Genomic DNA, 24,740 nt, shown 5'->3' with positions numbered 1-24,740 from the left:
CGCCTAATGGAGGAGCATACATGAAATCGGTATTGAAGCTTGAGCTAGAAGAAGCAAAGGTGATGATCGAAGCTGCCAAGAAAGCGGCTGCAGCCGTGAACGCGTTGGAATCGATCTGCATCGTGGATGACGGCGGGTACGTTATTGCGCTGGAGCGCATGAACGGCGGGCGGATTACCGGTCCGGAGATCGCGACGTCTAAGGCTTTCACAGCGAGCGGTCACAAGCGCTCTACGCATCTGTTCAACCAGCCGGGCGGACCGGCCTCGACGACGGGCGAAGCCTTCGGCATTCATGCGATGCTGCCCGGCAAATTCGCGATCTTCGTGGGCGGATTCCCTATCGTGGTCAATGGCGAGGTCATCGGCGGCGTGGGTGTCAGCGGCGGCAACGGGGAGCAGGATACGGCTGTCGGAACGGCGGCGCTCCAAGCGCTGCAGCAGCACCTGGGCGGCGAGTACGAAGTCATGACACAGGCGGATATCAAAAAATAACGCGTTCGTTCCTTGGATAAAGGAGCTGCACATGGAGAGGAAAGAGGGAAGATGGTTTACTGGAATCTGTTCCTCGGCTTTTTCCGGATCGGGCTGCTCGGCTACGGCGGCGGGCCAACGATGATCCCTTTGGTTCATGCGGAAGCTGTCCAGAAGTACCAATGGATGACGGACGATGAGTTCACCGACGTGCTGGCTATGGGCAATGCGCTGCCCGGACCGATAGCCACGAAGATGGCCGGCTATATCGGCTACAAGGTGAAAGGCTACTTGGGTTCGTTCATCGCCATAACGGCGATGGTCATCCCCGTGCTCGTCGGCATGATTCTGCTGCTTGGACTGATTTATAAATTGAAGGATTCCGGCATCGTCGGCGGCATGACGCACGGTATCCAGCCGGTCATCGGCGTCATGATGGCGGTAATGGCCTACGATTTCTTCAAGAAAGCCTGGCAGAGCTGGGTGAAGAGCAAGACGGTGGCATGGACGCTCATTTCCATCATCGCGCTTGTACTGCTGAAGCTGAATCCCGGCATACTGATCGGCGTCGCGCTTGCTTACGCATTCACAGAGTCCACCTACCTCACGAATAAAAAGAAGCGCAGGCAAGAGCGCGAAACGGACAGGGGTTTTTCCGCATGACGCTATTCGAAGTTTTCTGGGCGTTCTTCGTCCCGAACATCTTGGGCTACGGCGGCGGTCCGCCGATTATCCCTTTGCTGCAAGCGGAGGTCGTGGACCATTATGGCTGGATGACCATAGAGCAGTTCGGCGATGTGCTGGCTCTCGGCAATGCGCTGCCAAGTCCGATCGCCACCAAGCTTGCAGGATATATCGGCTATCAGGTCGCCGGTATTCCCGGAGCCATCGTTGCGCTGATTGCTACGATCCTGCCTACGGCGCTAGCCATGGTCCTGTTGTTCAAGTTCATCGACTTCTTCAAAGGAGCTCCGCAGGTGACGGCCATGACACTGATTGTCCGTCCGATCGTCGCCGTGCTTCTCGCCACATTGGCGCTGCAGTTCTTCACCAGCGCGTATCAATCTGCGGGCATCTGGCAGACGGCCTTGCTGGCGGCAGTCAGCTTCCTGGCATTGGAGAAGTGGAAGATCCACCCGGCGGCCGTTGTGGGATTAGGGCTGGTGTACGGAGCGCTCGTACTGGGTTGATCCGGTGGAAGACTTGGTTGATTGGTTGTCGCGTATCGATTACACTGTAAGAAAACGCATACGCGGAGGTATACCATATGCCGGACAATCCAGTCATTTGGAAAGATGAGGAATTAAGCCCGATTAGGGATAAAGTGTATCAATATATTAAGCAAGCCATTGTTCAGGGGATTTATAAATCCGGTGACCGCATTATCGAGAGAGAGCTGGCCGATCAATTGAACGTCAGCCGTACGCCGATCCGGGAAGCGTTGTTCCGGCTTGAATCGCAGGGCTTCGTCAAGACGCTTCCGCGCAAGGGCGTGGTCGTCTCCAAGCTTTCGCCGGAAGAAATTATCGAGATCTTCACCATTCTGTCTTCGCTTGAAAGTTTGGCGGTGAAACTGGCCGTGAAGAAATTGGAGCCGGCGCACCGCGAAGAGCTGGGGCGGATCGTAACGGAGATCGATCATGCCGTAGCCAAGCCGACGTTCGAGCCGTCGGACTGGAAGTATCATTTTGAAGCGAATGAAGTGATCTTCCGTGCTGCTCGGAGTCCGAGATTGACGCAAATGCTGGACGGCTTGTCCGATTACATCCGTGCATTCGTTCACGTAGGCTACGAGCTTCCCGGACGCCAGCGCAAAGCGATGGAAGAACACCGGGAAATTATCAAAGCCGTGCTGAGCGGAGAGGCGGAGTTTGCCGAGAACTTGACGAAGATCCATGTCGAGAACTCGAAGAAAGCCTATATGGAAGCCTTGGAAAGAGAATAATTGCCGTCATTGCCTATTTCGTGCGGCTGTATGGAGGTTGGGACATGCCGAATGTGACTTTGCACCAGAATGGCCAAGTTTATCAGCAAGAAGTGAACGCGAACAGTAACTTGGTAGTTTTAGCGGGAATTAAAAAGTTCCCCCATCTAAAATACGGCTGCGGAATGGGGAAGTGCACAAAATGCATGGTGCAGGTCGTTGCCGGAGCCGATAAGCTCCAGGAGCCTAATTGGAAAGAAAATAAAATGCTGGGCGAGAAAATCGGGGAAGGATACCGCTTGGCCTGCCAGTTATATATTTCGGAAGATATTGAGCTTCGCCAGGAATAGGGAATAGGGACAGTCAGATCAACCGTACATATGGGGGATGACCGACGTGCACGCACATGGACAAGCTGAAGCCAAGCTGGAGGAAATGAACATCCTGTTGGGAACGCCGCCGAAGCCGAGTGGAAATTATTTGCCTTATACGATGCTGCCGCCATTCGTCTATTTGAGCGGAGTGACGCCTAAGGCGGAAGGCGTTCTCCAGTATAAGGGCAAGGTAGGCCTGGAACTCACGAAAGAGGAGGGCTACCAGGCGGCCAGGCTATGCATGATCAACCAGTTAAGCGCATTAAAGTCCGCTTTGGGAGACTTGAACCGTGTCACAAACATCATCAAATTGGAAGGCTTCATTAATGCCGATCCTGCGTTTGGGGATTTGCCCTATGTATTGAACGGGGCTTCGGACTTGTTAGTTGAAGTGTTCGGAGACAAAGGTTTGCATGCCCGTTCCGCCATCGGCGTTGCCGCTTTACCCGGCGGAGCTGCTGTCGAAGTCGAATTAATTGTCGGATATAAGTGAAGTGGAACATATAAAACAAGTAGCGGAGGGTTTCCTATGAGCGAATATATTTTGGTATCCACAACTGATCGTTACCGGACGGTTACAAATAATCCGAATCTAGAGCTAGTGGCCGCTTACGAGTATCAATTCTTCGGGAAGAAGAAAACGCTGTTTGAAATATGCAAAATTGTGGCCGACGATGCCAGGATCATCATCCAGGGCGTCTCCGAGAAGTTCGCCGATAACAGCATTCCGATCAAAGTATTTCCGAAGTTTGAATCCACGGCTCAAATTGAGAAGGAAATCTATGAGCTGGATATCGATAAGGACAGCAAGATCGTTAAATTGTCATAAGGAAAAGCGCAGGCTCTGGGGCCTGTGCTTTTTTTTATGTGGCGTGAAGTGAGGGGGTGTGATGAGAAGTCGTGTGATGAGAAATGGCGTGAGGTGGGAGTAGTTTGATGAGAAGTAGGTGATGGGAAGTAATGTGAAGTGAAGTAGAGTGATGGGAAGTAGTGCCTCGTGGGAGTAATGTGTGGGTGTGGGACGATCCAAGGAGCTCCCGCTTGGGCATGGCGCTGCTGCACCAGGCGATGTACCAAATGCTAAACCAATTGAAGCACCAGCGGTACACCGATTGCTACGCAAGTTTGAGAACGGCCGGGGATTCCCTGGACAGTAACGTCTAACGGACACAGCGGCCGTTATAGTTGATGTTTACCAAACGGATTGAGGCTAACGGACTGAGGAGACGTTATTTCTAAAGTTTTGCTCTTTTTTGGGGTTGGAATCGGCTAATAGCGGTAACTGTGTCCGTTACATCCAAGAAATGCTTCAAAAGTGGCCAATAGCAGCGCTGCAGTCCGTTAGAATAAGCGTTACTGGAATTTCTCCCTTTATTTTAAGCAGATGATGCGCGTACGGGCGAGATAACTGGAAAATCTCCTGTTAAAACCGCGAAAAGTAGCGCGTTACGCCGTTATCTTCCTTTTTTAACTGGAGCAATTCCTGTTATTTGCCCAACAAGTCAATTAGACGCTAGAATAGCGGGAGTTTTTCCTTTTATCCCCATACTAGAGAGCTGGAGTCCAGCAAGACTATACAAAAAAAGCAGTCCACTCGGACTGCTTGCTTCTTGCTGCGCACCAATGCATCGCACAGCTCACTTACTGAGCCGCGTTAATTCTACGCTGAGCAATTTTGTTGAGACGGCTTAAATCCTCTTCGCCCCAGGATATGGTCACATCGCCGGTCACGAACGTCTGGCACGCAAGACGGAAGCCTTGATCCAGCTTCTCTTGGCCGAGCCGGTCCACTTCCTTTTTCATCACTCTGCTCAAGTTCTCGTGTCCGTCCACAATTTGCACACGGCAAGTTCCGCAAAGGCCACCACCGCATTTGTAAGGGACAGACCCTTCGTAACGGATCGAGGTTCTTAAGAGATTCGCGTCTTTCTCGACTTCTATCGTTTTCCCTGACGTTTGATAAGTCACTGATGGCACTTGGCATCCCTCCATGTTTTGATAGCGTAAGTATATCACAAGTTTTTGGTTTATGGTATACCAAATACAGTTTTTTTGATATGATAGAGAAACAAAGAGGGAAACTTGCTACCTTCAGAGGAGGAATGAACACGTATGCTGCGAGTTGGCATTATCGGTTATGGAACCATCGGTCAGGATGTGGCGCATGCGATTGTGCAGGGGAACGCCGGGGCCGTTCAATTGAAAGCGATTCTAGTCCGTGATGAGGCCAAATATCAGGAAGCAGGCTCCCTTGCGACTGTGATGACTTCGAGTGAAGAGGTGTTCTTCGCCCAAGATCTCGATGTCGTCGTGGAAAGCGCCGGTCACGGAGCGGTAGTCCGGTACGGCGAGAAGGTATTGGAGAGCGGAGCGGACCTGATTCTCGTCAGTGTCGGCGCGTTGGCGGACGAGTCCCTGCAGCGCGACATCATGAACAAAGCGCGGGAAACGGGACGCAGAGTGCTGGTGCCCTCAGCCGCCATCGGAGGACTCGACCGAATCGCCGCAGGGAGTGTCGGCCCTATGGACGAGGTGACGCTTGTGACAAGGAAACCGCCGAAAGCCTGGAAAGGCACGATCATCGAGCAGCAGGTGAATTTGGCGGAGCTGTCGGAACCTTACTGCGCTTTCGATGGGGTAGCGAGAGATTCCGCCCGGTTGTTTCCCGAGAGCGTGAACGTTTCGGCTGCACTCAGCCTGGCCGGTGTAGGATTTGACCGTACCAAAGTGAAAGTGTTCGTAGATCCTCACATTAGCCATAACACACATGAGATTGAGGCGAAGGGGAAATTCGGGCAAATCCGTTTGCAAATCAGCAATACGCCTTCCGCCGGAAATCCCAAAACGGGATACATCGTGGCGATGAGCGTGATCAAAGCATTAAGGGATCTAACCTCTCCATTTGTCATCGGCATTTAAATTAATAGAGAAGCGGGGATATGGATATGGCCTATAACAGCATCATTTTGCGTTTGGAATTGACTCTGGGGCGTGTGGATTTCGGCCAAGTAGCCTCGGCAATCAGCTCGGCTGGCGGAGATATTACCTCCATCGATATTATTCGCCCGGGGCATGAAGTGACGGTCCGCGATGTAACGGTGCATGTTGCGGATACGGGTGAGTCCAAAGTCGTGGAGGCCCTTCAAGCGCTGGACGGCATACGGCTCGTCAACGTATCGGACCGAACCTTCCTGGCTCATCTCGGCGGCAAAATCTCCATCCAACCAACGCTTCCAATCAAAAATCGGGACGACTTGTCCATTGTCTATACGCCAGGCGTGGCACGTGTGTGTACGGCCATCCATGAAGATCCCCAGAAAGCGTATTCCTTAACGATCAAAAGGAATACCGTTGCCGTCGTCACGGACGGGACCGCCGTCCTCGGACTCGGCGATATCGGGCCGCACGCTGCCGCTCCGGTGATGGAAGGGAAAGCGATGCTGTTTAAACAGTTGGCGGGGGTGGACGCATTCCCGATCTGCTTGGACACGCAGGATACGGAGGAGCTCATCCGCACGATCAAAGTGATGAGCCCGATCTTCGGCGGCATTAATTTGGAGGATATCAGTTCTCCGCGCTGCTTTGAAATTGAAACCAGGCTGTCCGAAGAGCTGGATATTCCGGTGTTCCACGACGATCAACATGGGACAGCCGTTGTTGTCATCGCGGGCTTGCTCAATGCGCTGAAAGTAGTGGGCAAGCGAATGGATCAGGTTCGGATCGTCGTGAACGGCATCGGAGCGGCAGGCGTATCGATTTGTAAAATGCTGCTGGCTGCCGGCGTGAGAAGGCTTGTCCCCGTCGACAGAGACGGCGCGATCGTTCGCGGAGGGGACTACTCCCATCCGATGTGGACGTGGCTGGCCGAGCAGCCTCAGGTCGAAGCCACCCCAGGCGGGCTGCGTGACATCATCGGCGGGGCCGACGTCTTCATCGGGGTGTCGAGAGGCGGACTCCTCAGCGGCAGCGATGTGCAGAAAATGGCCCCGAACAGCATCGTCTTCGCGATGGCCAATCCGGTGCCGGAGATCGATCCGAAGGAGGCGCTCCCGCATGTCCGCGTGTTTGCTACCGGACGGAGCGACTATCCGAACCAAATCAACAACGTGCTCGTGTTTCCCGGTATTTTCAGGGGGGCGCTCGACTGCCGCGCCCGCGTCATCAATGAGCCGATGAAGCTGGCGGCGGCGCGTGCGATCGCTTCGGTCGTGTCCGAGAACGAGCTTAATGACCAATACATCATACCGAGTATATTCAATGAGCAGGTCGTGAGCAAAGTACGCAATGCCGTCATCGAGGCAGCCATACTAACAGGCGTCTCCCGCCGAATTCCGCCGGACTTCAGATAGCACCTGTATGGGACTGTTGACAATGGTCAACAGTCCCATACAGGTGTTTTTTCCTATCTGAATCAGGTATAGTAGAAGCATTCGAAGATTAAACAATATGGAGGCATCTATGATACGTTTTGCCGTAATTGGAACCAACTGGATTACCGAAGAATTCATTCACGCAGCCCGCGAGACGGGAGAATTCGACCTGACAGCCGTGTACTCCCGGACGGAGGACAAGGCTGCGGAATTCGCCAATAAATTCGCTGTCCCGCACCGTTTTACAGATTTGAACCAGTTCGCGCAGAGCGATACGTTCGACGCGGTGTATATCGCGAGCCCGAACTCGCTGCATGCCCAGTATGCGGTTCACTGCATGAATCACGGCAAGCATGTGCTGTGCGAGAAGCCGGCCGCATCCAACGTGACGGAGCTGAGCGCGATGATCGAGGCTGCGCGCAGCAACAAGGTCGTCTTCATGGAGGCGCTGAAGTCTACGCTTATGCCGAACTTCCGGGCTATCCAGGACAATCTTCATAAGCTTGGCCCGATCCGCCGTTACTTCGCGAGCTACTGCCAATACTCTTCGCGTTACGATGCCTATAAGCAGGGGACGGTGCTGAACGCGTTCAATCCGGTATTTTCCAACGGCTCCTTAATGGATCTGGGCGTTTACTGCATATATCCGCTCGCCGTGCTGTTCGGCAGCCCGGAGCGTGTACAGGCAAGCGGCGTACTGCTGGAATCCGGGGTCGACGGCGAGGGCAGTCTGCTGCTTAGCTATAAAGAGATGGATGCCGTCATTATGCATTCCAAGATCTCCAGCTCATATGCACCGGCCGAAATCCAAGGCGAACACGCCACGATGATCATCGACAAAATCAACCAGCCGGAGAAGGTGGAAATCCGCTACCGTGACGGCTCGGTAGACAACCTGACGCGCGAGCAAAGCGCAAGAACCATGCGCTACGAGGCGGAGGAGTTCAGCCGCTTGATCCGGAGCGGATCGCTGGAGTCGGAGACGAATTCGCACCGCAATTCTACGATCGCTCTGCAGATCATGGACGAGGCGAGAAAGCAGATCGGGCTTGTGTTCCCCGCAGACGCCAAGTAAACAAGAAAACCGAGCGATCCCAGCAGTTTCCATAATAAGCTGCTGAGTTCTCTCGGTTTTTCTTTACTTCGTAGGCGTCAGGAACGGTTTGCCGGATACTGCCGGTGCGGCGGAGCCGGCTTTTTTGCGAATGAGGTGATACACGATGCCGATAAGGAGCCATACCCCGCCCATCCAGAGGGCGTCACGATCTAGCAGCGACAGCAGATAGCCGATGAAGCCGGCGCCAATGAGCGGAAGCGCGAGATACAGGAACGTCATCTTCACGGACCGCCTGCGCTCCTTCATATACTTTTGGGCGATGACCGAGATGTTGACGAAGAAGAAAGCCGTTAATGCTCCGAAGTTGACGAATTTCACGGCATTGTCGAGCGAGATGACCAGCGCCAGCAAGGAAACGCAGGAGACAATCACGATGTTGATGACAGGCGTATTTAACTTCGGGTGCAGGAAGCCGAACACCCGTTGCGGCAGAATGGAATCGCGGCCCATGACATACAGCAGGCGGGAGACGCTCGTTACGGACGACAGCCCCTGAGTGAAAATAGCGAGAATCAGCACAGTGATGAAAACGGTGCTAAGCAGGGCGCCGCCAACCAGCTGGACAATCTCGAACCCGGCCGAATCCACATGGACGAAGGTGAGGTGCGGATAAATGAGCTGGGTCAGTACGGACGGCACCAAGTAAAGGATGCTCGCGGTGATAATGATGATCATGATGGCGCGAGGGATCGTTTTCTGCGAATTCACCGTTTCCTCCGCCATCGTGGTTACCGTATCGAAGCCCAGGAAGGAGAAACAAATGATCGAAGCCCCGGCCAGTATAGTGGAGAAAGGGACGTCATTTTGCAGGAAAAGCCCCATTGGATGCTCATCGCCCGTCAAATTGCGGAAAAGGAACAAGCAGAAAACCGCGATGAACAGAATCTGAATCCATACGAACAGCTTGCTGATATTGGCGGAAAATTTGATCCCTATAATATTGACGATACCTAGTACGATGTTAAGCCCGACGATCCAAATATAAGCCGGGACGGACGGAAACTGCGCGTGCAGATAAATGCCGAAAGTGAGACAAGCGATGATCGGGGAGAAGAAGTAGTCCAGAAGCAGCGCCCAGCCGACGAGGAAGCCGAGGTACGGGTGGATGCTTTTTTTCGTATAGGTGTAAGCGGAGCCTGAGGTGGGATAAGCCTTGGACATGACACCATAGCTGTAGGCCGTGAAGAAGATCGCGATGAAAGCCAGCAGGTAGGCCTGCGTCAGCATCCCATGGGCATTCTCGTACGCAATTCCGTAGATGGAGAAATAGATCATTGGCGTCATCCAGGCCAGCCCCATGTAGACGACTTGATACAGGCTTAAAGACTTCTTTAGAGTAACTTGCGTTGTCATAATGGCGACACTCCTTTAACGTTGGTTCCTGTGGTCGGACAGCAGGGGCTGATATGCAAAAAAGCCAAGGAGATATCTAATAATCCAGATATCCTCCCGGGCTTTTGTCCCTCCGTGAACACAGGTGCGCTGTGCGTTTTCTCTCGGACCAGCTGAGCATAAGCCGCCTCACGGAACCCTAGAAAACTATGTATGTCATATATCATTACTTGCACTTTGAAAAGTGAGAACCATGATGTCGAAATGTTAACTATGCGTGATGCATGTAAGTTAATATAACACAACATTGATGGAGTGGGAAGTATTTTGAGTAAAAAAGGAAAAAATGCTTGAAACGATTGACACATTCATTAGTCGGTGTTATGTTTAATAACACAAACGAATACGATTGTTTACTAGGGTTCCGCGAGATAAGGCCACGAACGATTGCCTTCTGTCTCGGACTGGTCCGAGAGTAAACCGTTCCTGTAACGGGAGCGACACGGAAGGATAAAAACCTGGGAGATATCATCAAGACGATTTATGTCTTGTGATGTCTCCCTTTTTGTTTAACCAGATAACGAAGGAGATGGCAGAGATGGCGAACGTGTGGCACAAGACGATAAGCCCGGGAGGTAAGTGGTCGGGAGTGATTGGCAAGGGGAAGTTGATCCGTTTTACGGCGCTGGACGCGGGTGCGAACGTGGCGATACAGCTGTTCCATGCGAGGGATTTGACGGAGCGCTACAATATGCCGGATACGCTGAAAGCCCAATACACCGCACATCTGACCCGAGGACATGTGCTCATGAGCGATAACGGCAGGGTGCTCGCAAGCATTGTGGAGGATAGCGTCGGCTGGCACGATCCGCTCGGCGGGTACACGAGCCGTGCAGCGACGGACGCCAAATACGGGGCCACGAATTATCAGCAGCTGCGCAACGAATGGCTGCGTAGCGGACAAGAGAACTTCGCCGTGGAGCTTGTGCGAAGCGGACTTAGCATGAGAGATATGATGCCTGTGCTGAATTTGTTTTCCAAAGTGTACTGCGATGAAGAAGGGGATATGCATTACGGTTTGGATCATTGTCCGGCGGGAGCGACCGTGACGCTGCGGACGGAGATGGATACGCTGCTCGTTTTGTCCAATACGCCGAATCCGTTGGATCCCAGGACGGTTTATCCTTCCGTGCCCGTTCGAATAGAAGTGCTGCAAGCCGAACCTGTAGGTGAGGACGATGTTTGCGTTAACTTCCGTTCGGAGAATCGCCGGGCTTTTGAGAATACATGGGAATACCACGCATTGCTTGGACAGTGAAAACACGGAGGAGGAACGGTTATGGCGGTATTTAATCGAGTGGAAAGCCCTCGCGGCGTCGAGGAGGCCATCTATAGCGAAATCATTCAAGCGGGGGACGGGTGGATGCGCGAGCTGAAACCGGGCCAAGTGCTGCGTATTGTCGATCTGGAAGGGAATCAGGCGGCGGATACGCTGTTCTACGATGCTGAGAATCCGGAGGATCATTACAGTGCGACGGCGACGATAGCGGGTCAAGGGAACATCTATCTAACCGCAGGCTCCGTGCTGCGGGCGGAATCGGGCAAGGAGCTGCTGCGTATCGTAGCCGATACGTGCGGACGTCATGATACGGTCGGCGGCTCGTGTTCGGCGCAAAGCAATACCGTGCGTTACGCTCACGAGAAGCTGTCGATGCACAACTGCCGAGACACCTTTATGCTGCAGCTGGCTAAGCATGACGGCAGATATACGAAGCGGGATTTGGCGCCGAATATCAACTTCTTCATGAATGTTCCAGTAACGGCGGAGGGCGGCCTGAAATTCGACGACGGCGTATCTGCACCGGGCTGCTATGTGGAGGTGGAGTCGCTCGGCAGCTCCATGGTGCTGATCAGCAACTGCCCGCAGCTGAACAATCCTTGCAATGCGTACAATCCGACGCCGATTCAGGTGTTCATTTGGGGGAAATAGACAGGACGAAGGGGAGTGGGTTGGATGTTTACCAAAGTGCTTATCGCGAATCGCGGTGCCATCGCCGCTCGTATTGAGCGTACGTTAAAGAAGCTGGGAGTCCGATCCGTGGCGGTATATACGGCTGCGGACCAAGATAGTTTGCATGTGGACGGAGCGGATGAGGCGGTTCTGATCGGTGAGGGGCCGGCGAAGGACAGTTATCTGAATATGGAACTGATACTACGAACGGCGCGGGAAACCGGCGCGGAGGCAATCCATCCGGGATATGGCTTCCTGAGCGAGAACGCCGACTTCGCCAGAGCTTGCCGCGAGCAGGGAATTGTGTTCATCGGGCCGACGCCGGAGCAAATGGAGATGTTCGGTCTCAAGCATTCCGCCCGGGAAATCGCAGAAAGAGCGGGCGTGCCGATGCTGCCGGGAACACCGCTGATTACGGAGCTCGAAGAAGCGCTGTCCCAAGCTGCGCGGATCGGGTATCCGGTGATCCTCAAGAGCACGGCCGGCGGAGGCGGCATCGGAATGCGCGTCTGCGCGGACGAGGCGGCGCTGCGAGCCGCTTATGACGGCGTCCGCCATTTGGCGGAAACGAATTTCAAGAACGGCGGCATGTTCCTTGAGAAATATATCGCCCGGGCGCGCCATGTCGAGGTGCAAATATTCGGCAACGGCTTCGGGGAGGTGGTGGCCCTTGGCGAGCGCGATTGCTCCATTCAACGCCGGAATCAGAAGGTCATTGAAGAGAGCCCGGCGCCGAACTTGTCGGACGATGTCCGCGAGGCGATGTTCGCTTCGGCGAAGCGCTTGGCGGCGGAGGCCGGTTACCGCAGCGCGGGCACGGTGGAATATTTGTACGATCCGGAGACGTGCGAGTTCTACTTCCTGGAAGTGAATACAAGACTTCAGGTGGAGCACGGTGTCACGGAGGAAGTGCTGGGAATCGATCTGGTTGAATGGATGGTGCGCGAAGCGGCGGGTGAGCTTGCCGATCTGCAGTCCTTAGTCCGTAAGCCGTCGGGACACAGTATTCAAGCGCGCATATACGCGGAGGATTGCCTGCAGCAGTTCCGCCCGAGCGCGGGACAGCTGGACCGGGCGGTATTCTCAAGCGGGGCGCGCAACGAAACGTGGGTCAGGGACGGTCTGACGGTCACGACCTTGTACGATCCGATGCTGGCCAAAATTATCGTCCACGGCACGGATCGCCGGGACGCGATCCGCAAGCTGATCGCAGCGTTGTCCGAGACGCGCATGTATGGCATTACAACGAACCTGCAGTATTTGCAGGCTCTCCTGCAGGAACAGGACTGCGTGGACGGCAACGTCTACACGCAATTATTGACTGCGTTCGAGCCTGCCATGCGGGCGCTCGAAGTCGTCGACGGCGGCATCCAGACGACCGTGCAGGACTTCCCGGGGCGCATTCGCCATTGGGATGTGGGGGTGCCGCCTTGCGGACCGATGGATCCGTTCTCGTTCCGGATCGGCAACAAGCTGCTGGGCAACGCGGACGATGCGCCGGGATTGGAGTTGACGCTGCGCGGAGGGTCTTACAAATTCCGCAGCGGGATGTGGTTCTGCGTTACCGGGGCGGATATGCAGGCTCAGCTTGATGGAGCTGCTGTCCCGATGTATACCCCGGTGCAAGCGGCTCGCGGCCAAGTGCTCAGCTTCGGCGAGGCCAAGGAAGGAATGCGGACCTATCTGTTGGTCAGCGGAGGCTTCGATATGCCGAAGATTCTCGGCAGCTCCTCGACATTCACGCTCGGAGGTTTCGGCGGGCACGGCGGTCGTGCTCTCCGGACAGGAGACGTGCTCGAGGTGAATGCCGGCGGCAGTCCGGTACAGGAAGCGGCAGTGCTTGCAGGGCGGCATCGTCCTGCGATGACCCGGGAGTGGACGATCGGCGTCATTCCGGGACCGCACTGCACGGGAGAATTCCTTCGTGCGGAGTACCTCGAGCAGTTGACGGCAACGAGCTGGGAAGTGCATTTCAACTCCTCGCGAACAGGCGTTAGGCTGAAAGGTCCGGCACCGCTGTGGACGCGGGAAGACGGAGGCGAAGCGGGGCTTCATCCTTCCAATATTCACGATAATGCCTATGCGATCGGTACATTGGATTTGACGGGGGATATGCCGATTCTGCTAGGACCGGATGGTCCTAGTCTAGGCGGGTTCGTATGTCCGGTGACGACGGCTTCGGCGGAGTTCTGGAAGCTGGGACAGCTTCATCCGGGCGATACGATTCGGTTCCGGCTGCTGACGCTTCCGCAAGCGGAGGCGCTGCGCGAGGAGCAGGAGAGCCTGCTTGCGGCTATCGGCAGGGGGCAATTCGAGCAGCTGCCGGCTATCGACCTGCCTGCTGTTCATGGTGACATTACGCCGGAATACCCTCGTCTCTATCACAGAGCCGCAGGACGCAGGTTCCCGATCACGATCCGCTGCTGCGGCGATCAGAACTTGCTCGTGGAGTACGGCGAGCTGGAATTGGATCTGCTGCTGCGCTTCCAGGTGCAGGCTTTGATGCAAGCCATTGTGGAAAGCGGTGTGATTCCTGTCCTGGATCTAACGCCTGGCATTCGTTCTCTGCAAATTCATATTGATCCGTCGCAAATCACCGTCAGCGAGGCATGCGCCAAAGTTGTCGAGATCGACGCCGCGCTGCCGCCGCTGGAACAGTTCCGCGTGCCGTCGCGTATCGTGCGGCTGCCGCTTTCGTGGGACGATCCGGCGACACAGCTGGCCATTCAGCGCTATCAGCAAGGGGTGCGCCCGGATGCGCCGTGGTGTCCGAGCAATCTGGAGTTCATTCGCCGCATTAACGGGCTGGACACGATTGATGACGTGAAAAAGATCGTCTATGACGCCAACTATTTGGTCTTAGGGCTTGGTGACGTTTATTTGGGCGCCCCGGTAGCCACTCCGGTCGATCCGCGTCACCGGCTGGTTACGACGAAATATAATCCGGCACGCACCTGGACGCCGGAAAACGCCGTAGGTATCGGCGGTGCCTACATGTGTGTATATGGAATGGAGGGTCCGGGCGGCTACCAATTCGTCGGACGGACGATTCAGATGTGGAACCGACTGAGGTCCACAGAGAGCTTCAAGGCGGGGAAACCATGGCTGCTCCGGTTCTTTGACCAGATTCAATTCTATGAAGTTAGCCCCGATGAGCTGCTGCAGCTGCGTGAAGATTTCCCTCGGGGCAGGTTCGAAGCCGACATTCAGGAAACGACTTTCGATCTCGGGGAATATCTGCAATTCCTGACATCCATTGAGGACGGCACGGAAGAGTTCCGCAAGAATCAGCAATCTGCTTTCAGGGAAGAGCGTGAAAGCTGGAAAGCGCAAGGTCTCGCAGAATACGTATCCGAACAGGAGAGCGTCAGCGTGCAGCCGGAGAATGAGCTGCCGGCAGGCACGGTCGCCGTGCGGGGCATCATGCCGGGCAGCGTGTGGAAGGTGCTTGTTGCTCCGGGTGAGCAAGTGAAGAAGGGCGACCAACTAGCGATTCTCGAAAGTATGAAAATGGAATTCCCGCAGCATGCGCCGTGCGACGGGTATGTGTCGATGATTCAAGTGAAGCCGGGGGATCAAGTCCATGCCGGGCAGCTGATTCTCGGCATCGCCCAATCTGCTTAAGGAGAGGTGTTCATAATGACGAAAGCCGATGAGAAAGAACTTCCCGAGCAGCTGACGATCCCATGGCTTCGGGATAACTATGAGCTTGGCGCATGGTCGCCGCTAGAGGTTGTCGCTGCGATCATTCAGCGGGCGGAGAGTGAAAGGGAGATGAATATCTGGATTACGCCGCCTTCCCTGACGCACATCCAGCCTTACTTGGACCGATTGATCGATATAAATCAGGCGGATGCACCGCTCTGGGGCATTCCATTCGCCATCAAGGACAACATCGATCTGGCCGGCGTGCCGACGACGGCAGGCTGCGCGGCCTACGCCTATACGCCGGAAGAACACGCCGGCGTTGTGGAGAGATTGATTGCCGCAGGAGCGATCCCGGTCGGCAAGACGAATCTAGACCAGTTCGCGACGGGTCTGGTCGGTGCGCGCAGCCCTTACGGAGATACGCATAACGCGCTGCGTCCCGAATTGATCAGCGGCGGCTCGAGCTCCGGCTCCGCCGTTGCCGTGGCACGCGGCCAAGCAGCCTTCTCGCTTGGCACGGATACGGCAGGCTCGGGCCGCGTGCCGGCCGCATTGAACCGGCTGGTTGGCTATAAGCCGAGTCTCGGCGCTTGGCCAACCACAGGAGTCGTGCCGGCCTGCGCAAGTTTGGACTGCGTCACCGTCTTCGCGCACAGCCTGGAAGATGCGCTTGCCGTGGACGAAGCGGTGCGCGGTCTTCATGCTGACGATCCTTGGTCGCGCAGCGTTGACAGGGAAGCTTCACGACTGCCGCAAGCTTTGCTGCTGCCGGACGGGCCGCTTACCTTCTACGGTCCATATGCTTCTGAGTATGAAGCGGCATGGGGCCGCGCGGTGGCTCGACTGAAGGAGCTGAATCTGCCCATCGCTTACGTGGATGTCGCTATGTTCGCCCAAGCGGCGGCCATTCTGTACGAAGGGCCGTGGGTTGCGGAACGTTGGGCGGCGCTTGGTGCATTCGTCGATGAGAACCCGGACGCCATCTACCCTGTGACAGAGCGAATTCTACGCTCCGGCGCGGCTGCTGAACACGATGCCGCATCGGTATTTCGGGCGATGCACCGGCTTCAGCGGATCAAGCTGGAGACCCGCAAGCTGCTGCGCGGAGCCGTGCTGGCCATGCCGACCTGCGGCGGGACGTGGACCCGCGAACAGGTGCTGGCTGACCCGATTGCGACGAATCGGGATATGGGGCGCTATACGAATCATTGCAACCTGCTCGATTTGTGCGGGGTGGCCATACCGGCGGGCGAGGCGGCGCCGCACACGCCGTTCGGCATCACCCTCTTCGGGCTTGCCGATGAGGAGAGCTTGATCTGCGGCGCGGCCGAGCTGATCTTGGCGGAAGCGAGCGCATCGGCGGAGGCGGCAGCGGTCGCATGTGCGGGCGCTGCTCCGGCGACGACGCTCGTCGCCGTCTGCGGCCTGCATATGCGAGGCTATCCGCTGGAGCGGCAGATGCTAGGCTGTGGAGCGCGGTTCATCCGTGAGGATGAAACCGCCGCGAAGTACAGCCTCGTGAAGCTGCCGACGACGCCGGCGAAGCCGGGGCTCGTGAAGCGGGAGCAGGGCGGCGCGGCGATCGCCCTGGAGGTTTGGGAGATGCCGCTGGATGCCTTCGGCGGCTTCGCGGCGGCGATTCCGGCTCCGCTCGGGATCGGCAAGGTTGAGCTCCGGGACGGTACGGAGGTCCCGGGCTTTGTGTGTGAAGCTTACGCGGCTGCGGGCGCGGAAGATGTGACGGCGCTTGGCGGCTGGCGCCAAGTGGTGCCGCTTTAGGCCGGCGGGCGGGACCGGTCCGCTTCCTCTAACGGACTTCACGATGGTCACTTACTGGTTTTGTGCTGAGTGCAGCCGATTTCTAATGAAAAGCCTCCATATCCACGAACTGTGGACTTGGAGGCTTTTGTCATAAGGTCCAGAGCTTGTGTTGCTTCGACTGCGACGGACGGGCGAATGACATAACAGGTTAGGCTCAAGGTCAAAATAAATGAAAAGAGGTTGGAGTGCGGCATTATTATTTAAGTTGACACTTAATTAAGTATATGCTAAATTAATGCCATGATCGATAAAGCCATCCACGCAATAACGGAGCCAAGGCGCCGGGACATTTTACGTCTCGTCCGTGAAGGGGAGCTGACCTCCAGCGCCATTGCATCGCATTTTGACATTTCAGCACCGGCAATATCACAGCATCTCAAAGTTCTTGAAGAGGCCGGACTCGTCGTTGTCAGACGGGCCGGTACCAAACGATTCTACGGCATTAGGAGGGAAGGATTCGCCGAATTGATGCAATATATCGAGAGCTTCTGGGACGACAGCTTGCTGCGTCTGAAGGAAGCCGCGGAAGAGGAAGAGAGGAGAAAATATGGAAACAACGAGCAGTCAAAACACGATTAAGAAGGAGATTTTCATCGAATGCCGGCCGGAGACTCTGTTCTCTTTTTTCACGGATCCGGACAAATTGGTTCGTTGGATGGGCCGCCACGTATTGCTCGATCCAAGTATCGGAGGCAAATACCGGATCGATGTCAATGGAAGCGACATCGCGATGGGAGAATACAAAGAGATTATCCCCAATGAGAAGATTGTTATGACTTGGGGGTGGGAACGATCCGGAGTCGTTCCTCCCGGCTCCAGCACCGTTGAATTTCGGCTGACACCCCAAGACAGCGGCACACTGCTGGTTTTGACGCACTATAACTTGCCTGCGACAGAAGTTGCTTCTCACGTACAGGGTTGGTCGCATTACATGCCTCGCTTGCAGTCGGCGGCGCAAGATCAGGATCCGGGTAAGGATCCGTGGTCTGAGAAAGCTATGCACTAAACACTAATAAATTGAATGTGGAGATAAGGAGAATGAATAGGATGAACACATTAGTTTGTAACTGCGGATTTCAAATAACGGACGATAACAAATATAAAGTCGAGGCCGCGATGTGGCACCACGCTATCCAGGATCATGGCGATATGTTGAAGAGCATGACGGTTGAGATGCTGGAACAATGGCTGATGAACAAAGACGAGCAGCTCAAAGTCGGTGCCTAGGACGTACGTGGTCGACGTTTTTACGGAAATCAGGATTAATCGCCCTGCCGAACAGGTCGCTGCTTTCGCCTCGGATCCGGATCATGCTCCAGAATGGTATGTTAACATTCAATCAGCCGAGTGGCGAACGCCGAAGCCATTGAGAGCAGGCTCGAAGGTTGCGTTCAAGGCAGCTTTCTTAGGCAAGGAGCTGTCTTATGTGTATGAATTTGCCGAGTATATACCTGGCAGCAAGCTCGTGATGCGCACGGTTGACGGCCCTTTTCCGATGGAAACGACGTATACGTGGGAACCGGTTGGCGAGCGGATTACTCGAATGACGCTGCGCAACAGGGGGAATCCCTCGGGGTTCTCGGCCGTCTTCGCTCCTTTCATGTCTTTGATGATGAAGCGAGCGAACAAGAACGATTTGCGAAAGCTGAAGGCTTTGCTGGAGAATTAAAGAACTTGCATCTCATCATTAAACAGTTGGGAGGTTCACGTGCCGCCGCAAGGTGTCGGGTGCCTCCCTCTTTTTCACGTTTCGACGTTTCCGGTCGTACCTGTATGCTAAACCACGTCCTCCGCGGGCTCTCCCCTCATCTACACGCCCGTTCACTCCCTCCTGCAGTACGAACTACCCTCAATTTGCCGTCGCCTCTGCAAAGCCCTCACCGCACCCGCTGCATCTTTACTCTTTTACTTGTTGATGATGTTCGCCGCACATTCAGTTTCCCGCACTTGCCTCCGCATCTTCGCTCCTTGATGTACGTTCACCGCCTCGCCTCCTCAGGGCCTTCAACAGATCACTCCAACCTGCCTGCTTCCTCCCTCTTTTTTCCGGCTCCACTCACAAGCAATACACATTTATCCACAAAGTTACTCACAGTATCAACAAGTCCACAATCCCCAGTACGGAAAAGGTGTGATCCGCGTTGTACACATATCCACAGAAAGGGTTATCCACATGGGGGTACGTGTTTTTCGGGAATTGCGAACAAGCGGTTTGCATGCGTACGAACGACTCCGGTTACATTAATAACCAAATGCCAAGGGATGGTGGAGCGCGATGAAAAAAGTTTGGAGCATCTATCGGACAGATTTGACCAACTTGTGGAGGGTGCCTACAGGTCTTCTCCTCATCGTTGCGCTTGCTATTCTGCCGTCTGTGTATGCATGGATTAACCTTGAGGCGATGTGGGATCCGTATGCGAATACATCGGGAATCCGAATTGCGGTAACGAGCAACGACAAGGGGGCAACGGTCGAGGGCAAGACGATCAATATCGGTAATGAGGTTGTGGATAATTTAAAAAACAATCATACGCTCGGCTGGACCTTCGTGGACGATCAGACGGCGCTGCGCGGCGTGGAGCACGGCGATTACTACGCCAGTCTGATTATTCCGGAGGATTTCTCGCGCAAGATCACGAGCATTATCGACGGATCCTTGGAGAAACCGGAAATTGTATATACGGTGAATGAGAAAATCAATGCGGTAGCGCCCAAAATCACAAGTAAAGGCGCATCCAGCGTCACGGAGCAAATCAGTGAGAATTTTATCAAAACGGTAAGCACTTCGATTCTGACGCGCATGAAAGAGATCGGCGTCGATTTGGAGAAGGAGCTGCCGACGATTCGGAATATAGAGGGCAAAGTCCTGGAGCTGGAGAAGCGCCTGCCGGATCTTACAGCAATGGGGGAAAAGGCGCTGGCGCTGGAGCAGAAGCTGCCTGAGATTCGCGAGAAAGGGCAGAAGATCGTCCAGCTCGAGCAGAAAATCCCGGATATCAACCGTGCGGCGGACACGGTGCTGAAGATCGAGGAACGTTGGCCGAAGATTGCGGCTGTCGCACAGGAGGTGCTGGTGATCCAGCAGAAGCTGCCGGACATCCAGAAGGCTGCCAGCCGCATCGCGGAGCTGGACCAGAACTTCGGCCAAGTCGAGGAGGTGCTGAATACCGCCGTCGACACCTCTCGAAGAGCTGACGAAATCGTCAGCTCGGCCTTGAATACGCTGCCTAGAATAGAGGCGATTGCGGAGCAAGGGGGCGCTTTTGCCGAAGGGCTCGCGAATTTTTTGCAAAAGAATGAGGGCGCCTTCCAAGCTTTGATTCCGGTGGTCAAGCAAAATTTGATCCTGCTGCAGCAAACGGCGGACGCGGTCACTCAACTGACAGGCGTTCTCCAGGATGCCAATGTCGACCCTCAGAAGGCGCTGGCTGCGCTAGCTCTGGTTACCGAGCGATTGTCGGCAGGCTCATCTGTACTCGACAGCATGATTGATCTGTTCACACGCTTGAACGCGTATTTGCCCAATAGCCCGTTCACCGATGCGATCTCACGGCTTAAGAGTGTGCAGTCGAATATAGCGAACCAGATTCAAGCTGTGGATAAGCTGCAATCCGCCATCAGCCGCGGCGAACAGCCGGCCAAAGAGCTTGTGAATCATTTGAACCTGTTATCCAAAGAGGCTAGCGCAGCTCTTGGCGGCCTGCTCGCCAAGTATGACACGGAGATCGTGCCGAATATGACCAAGGCGCTGGCTCAACTGCTGAGCATCGCCCAGAACGCAGGCAGCACGCTTCAAACGTTGAAGGGGCAGCTGCCGAACATCAAGCAAATTTTGACGGATGCGCAGAACGGCATTCATTATGCCCAGACCCAGCTCGATGCCCTGCAGAAAGAGCTGCCGCAAATCCGCGCCAAGGTGCATGAGGCGTCTACGGCGCTTCAGAGCAAGCTGGACGCCTTCGTCACCGGTATGAACGAGGCGGCCCCGTTCATCCGCAATGACTTGCCCCGCATTGAGCAGAAGCTGCATGAAGCCGCGAATTTCATTCGAAGCGATCTGCCCGCAGCGGAGGAAGACATCCGCAGGGTGGCGGATCTTTACCGGACGAAGCTGCCGGAGGTGGAGGATGCCGTGCATCTGGCGGCCAATCTCGTGCGCAGCGATCTGCCGGAGTTCGAAGCGGCCGTGCACAAAGCGGCGGATCAAATCCGCAAGGTGCAGGGAAGCGGCAGTGTCGAGGAGATTCTCCGGCTGCTGCAGAACGATATCCAGAAGCAGAGCGATTTTCTTGCGAGTCCGGTGCTCATTAAGGAGGACAAGAAATTCCCCATCCCGAACTACGGCTCGGCGATGTCGCCTTTTTACACGACATTATCCCTGTGGGTGGGGGCGATGCTGCTCGTCTCTCTGATGAGAGTCGATGTGGATAACTTGGATGACTCGTTCAAGACGCACCATGTATATTTTGGGCGGATGATGATTTTCCTTACGGTCGGCTTTTTTCAAGCTCTCATTGTCACCATTGGGGATATGTATCTGCTGGGAACGTATGTTGTGGATAAGGTTTGGTTTGTTCTGATCGCGCTGCTGGTCAGCGCAGTGTTCATCACGATTACGTACACGCTTGTCTCCGTGTTTGGGAATATCGGCAAAGGGATCGCGATTATTTTCCTTGTCCTGCAGTTCTCAAGCTCGGGAGGGACGTTCCCGGTAAGCACGGCTTCGCCTTTCTTCCAGAAATTGAACCCCTTTGTGCCGTTCACTTATGCGGTCGGGGCGATGCGTGAGGCTGTAGGCGGAATGCTGCTTGGGGTTGTACTGGAGGATATCCTCTATCTCTGCCTGTTCATCCTCGTCTGCTATGTGTTGGCGTTAGCCCTGAAAAAGCCGCTCAGCGGCTATACGAAGCGGGTTGCCGAGAAGGCGAAACGAACCAAACTGATTTCTTGAATATCCTGCCCTCACCATGCAACAAAGCGTGCCGGATTGCGTCTTTGATGGTAGAGGAGGGTGATGTGATGAGAATGAGATTCCACATATTGTTGATTGCTATGGTCATCTGTGCCGCGCTGCTGCCTGACCGGGCTTTCGCCTTATCCTGCGCGGCTCCGCGCTCCATTGAAGAAAGTTATGCGTACTATGATGCGGTTGTGGTGGCTAATGTCGATGAGGTGCATGAGCGGCGAAGCGGCAAAGAGCTGAAATTGACCGTGCTCACCAGCTTCAAAGGGTTGGAAGAGCGAAACATTACCGCCATGGAGGATCTTACTTGGGGAACGAGCCGGCGGGGGACGCAGTATCTTTTCTTCTTGAAAAAGAAAGACGGAGACTGGGAACATCCCTTATGTTCGCCGACCAAAATGACGGCAGATGCTGCCCGGGAGCTGGAATATCTGAAGGAGAGGGAAATTCCCATTCCGGACGACGCCAAGCAAGGAACGGCAGATGGGAATACGCCTATGAATGGCGCTGTGGTGCCTATCGTTGCCGCATGCCTGCTGGGGGCGCTGTTATATGGAGGTGTGCGTTTCATCAAGCGAAAGTAAGGGAAGAATGGTTAGCGAGAGCACGGAATAACCCGAGGTATGTGCCTTGGGTTTTTGCTATGCGAAGGCTGCCTATATGACTTGTCCGGGCATTTAGAACTTAGCCTTTGGTCTAGGTTTTATCAAGACTTTTGGCTAAAGAAAGACAGTACCTTAGTGCGTTTAGATGGCGGCGGTTCTCCTTTATCATGAAGATAATATGAAGGAGAGCGAGTGATTGGAGTGAGAATAAGTTCGTTGTGGTCTTATTGCTTGGCCTGCAGCATGCTGCTGCTGATCCCGTTGGTAGGCCTGATCTATGTGGAGCTGAACCACGGCGGGGATGGTGCTTACAGCCTGGTCACGGACCTGGATCGGCAAATCCCTTTTCTGAAAGCTTTTGTTGTCCCTTATTTGTCCTGGTATCTGTTCCTGTTGGCAGGATTTCTGTATATGGCGTACAAGGATCGCCGGAATTACTATAGAACAGTTGTAGAATTCGTGATAGGCTTATTGCTTTGCTATGGCGTGTATGCCATATATCAGACTACTGTACCTCGGCCGGAGCTAACCGGCAGCGATTGGCTGCTGCGGATGGTAGAGTGGGTGTACCGGGCGGATCAGCCGTTCAACTGCTTCCCAAGTACACATGTGCTGACCTCGTACCTGATGATGAAAGCGTATTTGCGATCCAGACAGGCGGCGAGAATTTCAAAAATAATAGTTTCTTGTATGGCGGTGCTCATTATCCTATCCACGCAATTCGTGAAACAGCATGTTCTGCTGGACATTGCAGGAGCCATTCTTGTAGCGGAAGGCGTGATCTATATCTTGGAACGTGCAAGACGAGGCTGGCTGGCACAGCCTTCTATTCCGGCCGCAACACGGCAAAGCAAGCTTGAAGGAGGACTAAGAAGATGAAACGCAGGGACAAACTCTTGATCCTGACAGGCAGCCTGGGGGACGGACATAATAAAGCGGCGCAAGCTATTCTCGAGGCGACTCGCTTTCATAGGCCGGATGCGGATGTGAAAGTCGTGGATTTCCTGGAGTGGACACACCCTTATCTGCATGGGGTAGGCAAATACTGCTATATGCAGTGGGTGAAGAGCCTGCCGTCGCTCTATGGCTTCTTGTACCGCAAGACGCGCGAGGATAACACCATCTCCCATCTCTTCAAAAAAATGAAGTCGTTCAGCACGGACCGCATGCTGGAGCTGCTGCACGAAGAGGAGCCGACGGAAGTGGTCTGCACATTTCCTGGAGCCGCCGCGGCGATGTCGTATTTGAAATGCAACGGATGGACTACGGTACCCACGGTGACGGTAATGACCGATTACACGGATCACAGTTATTGGGTTCATCCGGGAACGGATCGCTACCTGGTCGGAGCGGAGCATGTGAAGAAAGCGCTGCTGCGCTACCGGGTGCCGGAGCAGCGAATTGTCGTGACGGGCATTCCGCTGCGAATGCCGTTCACTCGCGAGTACGACCGGATGGCGCTCCGCGACAAGCATGGGCTGCACCGGGAGATGCCGACTGTGCTCGTCATGGGCGGCGGACACGGCTTGATCGGCAAGCAGTTCAAGTCCGTGCTGCAGTCGGAGGAGCTGACGGCGCCGGTACAGTTTATTTTCGTATGCGGACGCAACGAGAAGCTCAGGCTGCACCTGGAGGAGGAGCTGGGCAGTATGAAGATGCGCCATCATGTGAAGATAACGGGCTTCGTTGATTACGTTCACGAGCTGATGGCTTTATCGGACCTCATCATCACGAAGCCCGGAGGCCTGACGATTTCTGAGGCGATGGCGCTGGAGCTTCCGATGATGCTCTATAAGCCGATCCCCGGACAGGAGCAGGAGAACGCTGCCTATCTGGTTGGCCTCGGAGCGGCGATTCAAGCGAAGAACGCGGAGGAATTGAAAAACCAGCTGCTTGAAGTGATCGCGAACCGGTCCTTGTTGTCCAAGTTGAAGGAGAACGTGAAGATGAGCCAACAGCAAGGGGATGCCATTCATATGTTGAATGCGATCTTCGAAACCCGGCACCACTTCATTCCGCAATCGGAAGACATGCGCTTCTCCTATGCCAATGGCTGATCATTGACTTTTTGGCGGTTCCTCCCTCTTTTTGTCCTGCAAAAC

Annotated in this window: 25 protein-coding genes and 2 riboswitches; of the genes, 23 read left to right on the top strand and 2 right to left on the bottom strand. The window is 54.8% G+C overall.

Annotation, left to right across the window (positions count from 1 at the left end):
* Nucleotides 1-20 precede the first annotated feature (20 nt).
* The 8 genes from PUT07_RS07920 (at nucleotide 21) to PUT07_RS07885 (ending at nucleotide 3,935) form a co-directional block, all read left to right on the top strand.
* A complete protein-coding gene (locus tag PUT07_RS07920; RefSeq protein ID WP_274467302.1) occupies nucleotides 21-494 on the top strand; it encodes a GlcG/HbpS family heme-binding protein in 474 nt (157 codons plus the stop codon).
* 51 nt (nucleotides 495-545) lie between these two features.
* The gene (locus PUT07_RS07915; RefSeq protein WP_274467300.1) at nucleotides 546-1,136 is read left to right on the top strand and encodes a chromate transporter; all 591 of its coding nucleotides are present in this window, start codon (nucleotides 546-548) and stop codon (nucleotides 1,134-1,136) included.
* Nucleotides 1,133-1,663: a chromate transporter gene (locus tag PUT07_RS07910; protein ID WP_274467299.1), complete on the top strand. Its 531-nt coding sequence runs from the start codon at nucleotides 1,133-1,135 to the stop codon at nucleotides 1,661-1,663. The genes PUT07_RS07915 and PUT07_RS07910 overlap by 4 nt, the downstream gene beginning before the upstream one ends.
* Before the next feature lie 77 nt (nucleotides 1,664-1,740).
* The gene (locus tag PUT07_RS07905; RefSeq protein ID WP_274467298.1) at nucleotides 1,741-2,418 is read left to right on the top strand and encodes a GntR family transcriptional regulator; all 678 of its coding nucleotides are present in this window, start codon (nucleotides 1,741-1,743) and stop codon (nucleotides 2,416-2,418) included.
* A 44-nt stretch (nucleotides 2,419-2,462) separates the two neighbouring features.
* Nucleotides 2,463-2,747: a 2Fe-2S iron-sulfur cluster-binding protein gene (locus tag PUT07_RS07900; RefSeq protein ID WP_274467296.1), complete on the top strand. Its 285-nt coding sequence runs from the start codon at nucleotides 2,463-2,465 to the stop codon at nucleotides 2,745-2,747.
* 46 nt (nucleotides 2,748-2,793) lie between these two features.
* A complete protein-coding gene (locus tag PUT07_RS07895) occupies nucleotides 2,794-3,264 on the top strand; it encodes a RidA family protein (RefSeq protein WP_379239624.1) in 471 nt (156 codons plus the stop codon).
* Between the two features lie 36 nt (nucleotides 3,265-3,300).
* Entirely contained in the window at nucleotides 3,301-3,600 is a 300-nt protein-coding gene (locus PUT07_RS07890; protein WP_274467293.1) for a hypothetical protein, read from the top strand.
* Between the two features lie 185 nt (nucleotides 3,601-3,785).
* A complete protein-coding gene (locus tag PUT07_RS07885) occupies nucleotides 3,786-3,935 on the top strand; it encodes a hypothetical protein (RefSeq protein WP_274467292.1) in 150 nt (49 codons plus the stop codon).
* Nucleotides 3,936-4,412: 477 nt separating this feature from the next.
* Here the strand turns inward: PUT07_RS07885 and PUT07_RS07880 are convergent, their stop codons facing one another.
* Entirely contained in the window at nucleotides 4,413-4,748 is a 336-nt protein-coding gene (locus tag PUT07_RS07880; RefSeq protein WP_274467290.1) for a 2Fe-2S iron-sulfur cluster-binding protein, read from the bottom strand.
* A 135-nt stretch (nucleotides 4,749-4,883) separates the two neighbouring features.
* Here PUT07_RS07880 and nadX point away from each other — a divergent pair, with 135 nt between their 5' ends.
* From nadX to PUT07_RS07865, 3 genes are all read left to right on the top strand, one after another.
* The gene (gene nadX / locus PUT07_RS07875; RefSeq protein WP_274467289.1) at nucleotides 4,884-5,690 is read left to right on the top strand and encodes an aspartate dehydrogenase; all 807 of its coding nucleotides are present in this window, start codon (nucleotides 4,884-4,886) and stop codon (nucleotides 5,688-5,690) included.
* Nucleotides 5,691-5,716: 26 nt separating this feature from the next.
* Entirely contained in the window at nucleotides 5,717-7,120 is a 1,404-nt protein-coding gene (locus PUT07_RS07870; protein ID WP_274467506.1) for an NAD-dependent malic enzyme, read from the top strand.
* Nucleotides 7,121-7,229: 109 nt separating this feature from the next.
* Nucleotides 7,230-8,216, top strand: coding sequence for a Gfo/Idh/MocA family protein (locus tag PUT07_RS07865; protein ID WP_274467288.1), 987 nt, complete (start codon nucleotides 7,230-7,232; stop codon nucleotides 8,214-8,216).
* Between the two features lie 63 nt (nucleotides 8,217-8,279).
* Here the strand turns inward: PUT07_RS07865 and PUT07_RS07860 are convergent, their stop codons facing one another.
* On the bottom strand, nucleotides 8,280-9,611 hold the full coding sequence (locus PUT07_RS07860) for an APC family permease (protein WP_274467287.1): 1,332 nt from the start codon (nucleotides 9,609-9,611) through the stop codon (nucleotides 8,280-8,282).
* Between the two features lie 91 nt (nucleotides 9,612-9,702).
* Nucleotides 9,703-9,804: riboswitch (guanidine-I (ykkC/yxkD leader) on the bottom strand.
* Between the two features lie 191 nt (nucleotides 9,805-9,995).
* Nucleotides 9,996-10,117, top strand: a riboswitch (guanidine-I (ykkC/yxkD leader).
* A gap of 71 nt (nucleotides 10,118-10,188) precedes the next feature.
* Here PUT07_RS07860 and PUT07_RS07855 point away from each other — a divergent pair.
* The 12 genes from PUT07_RS07855 (at nucleotide 10,189) to PUT07_RS07800 (ending at nucleotide 24,695) form a co-directional block, all read left to right on the top strand.
* A complete protein-coding gene (locus PUT07_RS07855; protein ID WP_274467285.1) occupies nucleotides 10,189-10,908 on the top strand; it encodes an urea amidolyase associated protein UAAP1 in 720 nt (239 codons plus the stop codon).
* Nucleotides 10,909-10,929: 21 nt separating this feature from the next.
* Nucleotides 10,930-11,580: an urea amidolyase associated protein UAAP2 gene (locus tag PUT07_RS07850; RefSeq protein ID WP_274467284.1), complete on the top strand. Its 651-nt coding sequence runs from the start codon at nucleotides 10,930-10,932 to the stop codon at nucleotides 11,578-11,580.
* Between the two features lie 24 nt (nucleotides 11,581-11,604).
* Nucleotides 11,605-15,225 (top strand): urea carboxylase, encoded by a 3,621-nt coding sequence (gene uca, locus PUT07_RS07845; RefSeq protein ID WP_274467283.1) that lies wholly within the window; start codon nucleotides 11,605-11,607, stop codon nucleotides 15,223-15,225.
* A gap of 15 nt (nucleotides 15,226-15,240) precedes the next feature.
* Nucleotides 15,241-17,028, top strand: coding sequence for an allophanate hydrolase (atzF, locus tag PUT07_RS07840; protein ID WP_274467282.1), 1,788 nt, complete (start codon nucleotides 15,241-15,243; stop codon nucleotides 17,026-17,028).
* Between the two features lie 282 nt (nucleotides 17,029-17,310).
* Complete coding sequence (locus PUT07_RS07835; protein ID WP_274467280.1) at nucleotides 17,311-17,649, top strand: ArsR/SmtB family transcription factor; 339 nt, start codon at nucleotides 17,311-17,313, stop codon at nucleotides 17,647-17,649.
* Nucleotides 17,618-18,076, top strand: coding sequence for an SRPBCC family protein (locus PUT07_RS07830; RefSeq protein ID WP_274467279.1), 459 nt, complete (start codon nucleotides 17,618-17,620; stop codon nucleotides 18,074-18,076). Before PUT07_RS07835 ends, PUT07_RS07830 begins: the two co-directional genes overlap by 32 nt.
* A 41-nt stretch (nucleotides 18,077-18,117) precedes the next feature.
* The gene (locus PUT07_RS07825) at nucleotides 18,118-18,297 is read left to right on the top strand and encodes a DUF1059 domain-containing protein (RefSeq protein WP_274467278.1); all 180 of its coding nucleotides are present in this window, start codon (nucleotides 18,118-18,120) and stop codon (nucleotides 18,295-18,297) included.
* Nucleotides 18,290-18,739 carry an SRPBCC family protein gene (locus tag PUT07_RS07820; RefSeq protein ID WP_274467276.1) on the top strand — a complete coding sequence of 150 codons (450 nt, stop codon included), beginning with the start codon at nucleotides 18,290-18,292 and terminating at the stop codon, nucleotides 18,737-18,739. Before PUT07_RS07825 ends, PUT07_RS07820 begins: the two co-directional genes overlap by 8 nt.
* Nucleotides 18,740-19,345: 606 nt before the next feature.
* A complete protein-coding gene (locus PUT07_RS07815) occupies nucleotides 19,346-22,021 on the top strand; it encodes a YhgE/Pip domain-containing protein (RefSeq protein ID WP_274467275.1) in 2,676 nt (891 codons plus the stop codon).
* Nucleotides 22,022-22,089: 68 nt separating this feature from the next.
* A complete protein-coding gene (locus PUT07_RS07810) occupies nucleotides 22,090-22,617 on the top strand; it encodes a hypothetical protein (RefSeq protein ID WP_274467274.1) in 528 nt (175 codons plus the stop codon).
* A 222-nt stretch (nucleotides 22,618-22,839) separates the two neighbouring features.
* Entirely contained in the window at nucleotides 22,840-23,517 is a 678-nt protein-coding gene (locus PUT07_RS07805) for a phosphatase PAP2 family protein (protein ID WP_274467273.1), read from the top strand.
* On the top strand, nucleotides 23,514-24,695 hold the full coding sequence (locus PUT07_RS07800) for an MGDG synthase family glycosyltransferase (protein WP_274467272.1): 1,182 nt from the start codon (nucleotides 23,514-23,516) through the stop codon (nucleotides 24,693-24,695). The genes PUT07_RS07805 and PUT07_RS07800 overlap by 4 nt, the downstream gene beginning before the upstream one ends.
* Nucleotides 24,696-24,740 lie beyond the last annotated feature (45 nt).

The sequence above is a fragment of the Paenibacillus sp. MAHUQ-63 genome (genome assembly GCF_028765165.1).
Classification (GTDB): Bacteria; Bacillota; Bacilli; order Paenibacillales; family NBRC-103111; genus Paenibacillus_E.
Note: the sequence above shows the minus strand (reverse complement) of the source record. Positions and strands in the feature narration are given on the sequence as shown.

What these genes read in the sequence shown, in the direction of transcription:
- PUT07_RS07855 (WP_274467285.1), top strand. Translation starts at nt 10,189, where the DNA reads ATGGCGAACGTGTGGCACAAGACGATAAGCCCGGGAGGTAAGTGGTCG.
- PUT07_RS07905 (WP_274467298.1), top strand. Translation starts at nt 1,741, where the DNA reads ATGCCGGACAATCCAGTCATTTGGAAAGATGAGGAATTAAGCCCGATT.
- PUT07_RS07890 (WP_274467293.1), top strand. Translation starts at nt 3,301, where the DNA reads ATGAGCGAATATATTTTGGTATCCACAACTGATCGTTACCGGACGGTT.
- atzF (WP_274467282.1), top strand. Translation starts at nt 15,241, where the DNA reads ATGACGAAAGCCGATGAGAAAGAACTTCCCGAGCAGCTGACGATCCCA.
- PUT07_RS07850 (WP_274467284.1), top strand. Translation starts at nt 10,930, where the DNA reads ATGGCGGTATTTAATCGAGTGGAAAGCCCTCGCGGCGTCGAGGAGGCC.
- nadX (WP_274467289.1), top strand. Translation starts at nt 4,884, where the DNA reads ATGCTGCGAGTTGGCATTATCGGTTATGGAACCATCGGTCAGGATGTG.
- PUT07_RS07910 (WP_274467299.1), top strand. Translation starts at nt 1,133, where the DNA reads ATGACGCTATTCGAAGTTTTCTGGGCGTTCTTCGTCCCGAACATCTTG.
- PUT07_RS07830 (WP_274467279.1), top strand. Translation starts at nt 17,618, where the DNA reads ATGGAAACAACGAGCAGTCAAAACACGATTAAGAAGGAGATTTTCATC.
- PUT07_RS07900 (WP_274467296.1), top strand. Translation starts at nt 2,463, where the DNA reads ATGCCGAATGTGACTTTGCACCAGAATGGCCAAGTTTATCAGCAAGAA.
- PUT07_RS07835 (WP_274467280.1), top strand. Translation starts at nt 17,311, where the DNA reads ATGATCGATAAAGCCATCCACGCAATAACGGAGCCAAGGCGCCGGGAC.
- PUT07_RS07870 (WP_274467506.1), top strand. Translation starts at nt 5,717, where the DNA reads ATGGCCTATAACAGCATCATTTTGCGTTTGGAATTGACTCTGGGGCGT.
- PUT07_RS07800 (WP_274467272.1), top strand. Translation starts at nt 23,514, where the DNA reads ATGAAACGCAGGGACAAACTCTTGATCCTGACAGGCAGCCTGGGGGAC.
- PUT07_RS07810 (WP_274467274.1), top strand. Translation starts at nt 22,090, where the DNA reads ATGAGAATGAGATTCCACATATTGTTGATTGCTATGGTCATCTGTGCC.
- PUT07_RS07815 (WP_274467275.1), top strand. Translation starts at nt 19,346, where the DNA reads ATGAAAAAAGTTTGGAGCATCTATCGGACAGATTTGACCAACTTGTGG.
- PUT07_RS07860 (WP_274467287.1), bottom strand. Translation starts at nt 9,611, where the DNA reads ATGACAACGCAAGTTACTCTAAAGAAGTCTTTAAGCCTGTATCAAGTC.
- PUT07_RS07865 (WP_274467288.1), top strand. Translation starts at nt 7,230, where the DNA reads ATGATACGTTTTGCCGTAATTGGAACCAACTGGATTACCGAAGAATTC.
- PUT07_RS07920 (WP_274467302.1), top strand. Translation starts at nt 21, where the DNA reads ATGAAATCGGTATTGAAGCTTGAGCTAGAAGAAGCAAAGGTGATGATC.
- PUT07_RS07915 (WP_274467300.1), top strand. Translation starts at nt 546, where the DNA reads ATGGTTTACTGGAATCTGTTCCTCGGCTTTTTCCGGATCGGGCTGCTC.
- uca (WP_274467283.1), top strand. Translation starts at nt 11,605, where the DNA reads ATGTTTACCAAAGTGCTTATCGCGAATCGCGGTGCCATCGCCGCTCGT.
- PUT07_RS07825 (WP_274467278.1), top strand. Translation starts at nt 18,118, where the DNA reads ATGAACACATTAGTTTGTAACTGCGGATTTCAAATAACGGACGATAAC.